The organism is Okeania sp. SIO2C9 (assembly GCF_010672455.1).
Classification (GTDB): domain Bacteria; phylum Cyanobacteriota; class Cyanobacteriia; order Cyanobacteriales; family Microcoleaceae; genus Okeania.
Window position 1 is genome coordinate 1 of the sequence record NZ_JAAHGO010000192.1, and the last position, 2285, is coordinate 2285.

The 2285-nt window shown below is 40.7% G+C and carries 4 protein-coding genes and 1 pseudogene; all 5 read right to left on the bottom strand.

All coding sequences use genetic code 11. From position 1 onward, the window contains the following. On the bottom strand, positions 1-243 hold a 243-nt coding region (locus F6K23_RS40160; protein WP_293166751.1), incomplete at its 3' end, for a hypothetical protein. Between the two features lie 97 nt (positions 244-340). Continuing rightward, positions 341-496, bottom strand: a pseudogene (locus tag F6K23_RS42695) (four helix bundle protein); the annotation flags it as partial. A gap of 95 nt (positions 497-591) precedes the next feature. Beyond that, positions 592-1014 (bottom strand): hypothetical protein, encoded by a 423-nt coding sequence (locus F6K23_RS40165; RefSeq protein ID WP_293166753.1) that lies wholly within the window; start codon positions 1012-1014, stop codon positions 592-594. Between the two features lie 188 nt (positions 1015-1202). Continuing rightward, positions 1203-1847, bottom strand: a complete 645-nt coding sequence (locus F6K23_RS40170) for a hypothetical protein (protein WP_293166755.1) — start codon at positions 1845-1847, stop codon at positions 1203-1205. Further along, a complete protein-coding gene (locus tag F6K23_RS40175) occupies positions 1847-2125 on the bottom strand; it encodes a hypothetical protein (RefSeq protein WP_293166757.1) in 279 nt (92 codons plus the stop codon). Before F6K23_RS40175 ends, F6K23_RS40170 begins: the two co-directional genes overlap by 1 nt. Positions 2126-2285 lie beyond the last annotated feature (160 nt).

The window sequence follows — 2285 nt, forward strand, 5'->3', positions numbered from 1 at the left end:
AGTTCTGGTATTACCTTTAGGGGTTTTGGCTCTGGCGCTTAAAGGAACAGTAATCGAACCTCTACCTACACTACCACGCTGCACAATTATGCGACCATTTTTTCCTTTTCGCTGAGGGATTTTTTTTTCAATTGTAAAGCCAAAGTTTTCTGCTATTTTTTTGAGCATGTAGCTATAAACGGCTTTACCGTTTTTGCCTTTTCCTACTTGCACAATTACCCTAGGTCCTATTTTCCCTGCCATGTTTTACTCCTTTATAAATGAATCGTACTTAGTTCAGCTTCTGGTAGAGCTTAAGGCAGAAGGTATAGGGCAGAAGGCAGAAGGGAAGAAAGAAGGCTTAGGTTTTTAGTTTATTAATAGTTGCCACCAGAATTTTTGGTATTTCTTCCACTTCATTTATCAAAGAAAGGAACAATTTATTCTCAGCTAATTTTACCCTTTGTACAATTAGTAGCTGTGTATCTAGTTCTCTTAAAGAACCCAAAGATATATGAAGAAATTGAAAGTTGTAAGTCTTTACTTACTACCGCCTTTTCCTTCTGCCTTATCTTTCCTTCTGCCTTCTGCCTTTACCCCTTCTGCCTTATCTTATAAATAATCCACTACACTCAAAACAATTGTCGAGTTAGCACCAATGGCAGAAGTTATAGGGAAAGTTGCATCAATTTGCGCTGTTCCCGCTTCTAAGTCAATGGCGACAGTGAGGTTATTGGGTTGAGTATCAGCTGGTAATGCCTGCTCTTGTGCGTGTACTTTTTGTGCAATTTCAAACAAGGCTGCACTTTTGTGGATGGAGCTTAACTCTCCACCACCGCTGTCAAACTCAGAGGCAGCTCCCAATGGTTGTATGTAGTCAGAGGCGGTTACTACTACTTGTCCGTTGGCGTTTAAAGTCGTCGTGACTGGCAATGTGGCAGCTACGGTAATGGTGGCGGCAGATAAATCAGAAGTAACACTAATAAAACCTGGTCTGTTATCGGCAGCAATTTCAACTTCTGCGGCAAAGAGCATGTGAGCAGCTTCGGCAAAGGCTGCTGGAAGGGTGACGGCACTCATGTCTCCGCCAGCCCCTGGATCAAATACTGAAGCCATAATCAACCCTCTCAAAGAGAATGACTTCACCATAAGGGCTTGTGCAGTAGAGATGGTAGGTGAAATCACTGAGCTAGCACCCGCGAATATCGATATTCGCGGGTGCTTCAGTTATAGTAACAGCGCCAGTCAGGTTGAGCATTCTTCCTTCCTCGGCTGTAGTAATCAGCTCGAATGGGTTGGACTTCAAACTCGTGATAAGGAGCGTTTTTAAGCTGTGTGATTTTCAAAACACCAGGCAAATAGTCAGAGATAATGTATCTTTGTAAAATTTTGATTACTCTTTCGGCTTCGGTGGCAGAAACTCCATTAATTACTAATCGAGAATTATCTTTTAAATATAAAATGCCATGCCAATTTCCTTTTTTAAAGATAGGAAGCTTCGGGTTTTTATGTCCGTTGTATTGGGGGATATATATAGGATAGTTGCCCGTGTATTCTTCTCGGTTGAGGGTCGGACGATAAATAATTGCTAGTTGTGGTCGGTGAGCCCCCACTTTTACATCCCAATATTCAGGAATAGTTGCAATGGCTTGTCGATTATCTTTTAGTCCTAAATAAAAATACATCTGCTTATTTAAGACTTGTAAGGCACTATCATTATCTTTGATTAACAAAGAATTCTTTAAAACAGCTCTACCGTTATCCCGTCGGCTATCAGACTTAATGTCTCGGAAATATTTTCTAACATCCCTGTTAAAGCCCACTTTGATGATTTTCTGTGTAAACTCCCAACCTTCTGTAGTAGCCATTAGCCTCTAGTTTCTTGCTCCGGTGAATGTTCTGGTTCTCTGTCGGCGACAGCTTTTTGTTGCTTGAGTTCTTTCGCCACTACCTCATTTTCTAGTTGTTCTTGAGGTGCTTTTTCTTGTAAGTGCTTCTGGAACTCAGCTTTAGTCTTCTTAATCTCATCAATTTCTTTGGTAATGGAGAAAGTCTCTTCGGTAATGGTATGAATCGCATCGGCTGCATCAGAGATGCCTTCCAAACCTTCGACCATATGTTCAATGCGGTTTCTGGTAGTGCTCAAAGCATTAACATTTTCTGGCATGGCTCGATAAGATCAGTTTTATTCATCCTAATCAACAAGCTTTAAATAAATTACAACAATTTGGTACTCCCGAAACCAGAAAATTAATTAGCCAGAGTTATGCAGAATTTCAGCAGGAAAGTTTAGCAGAAGCTAATAT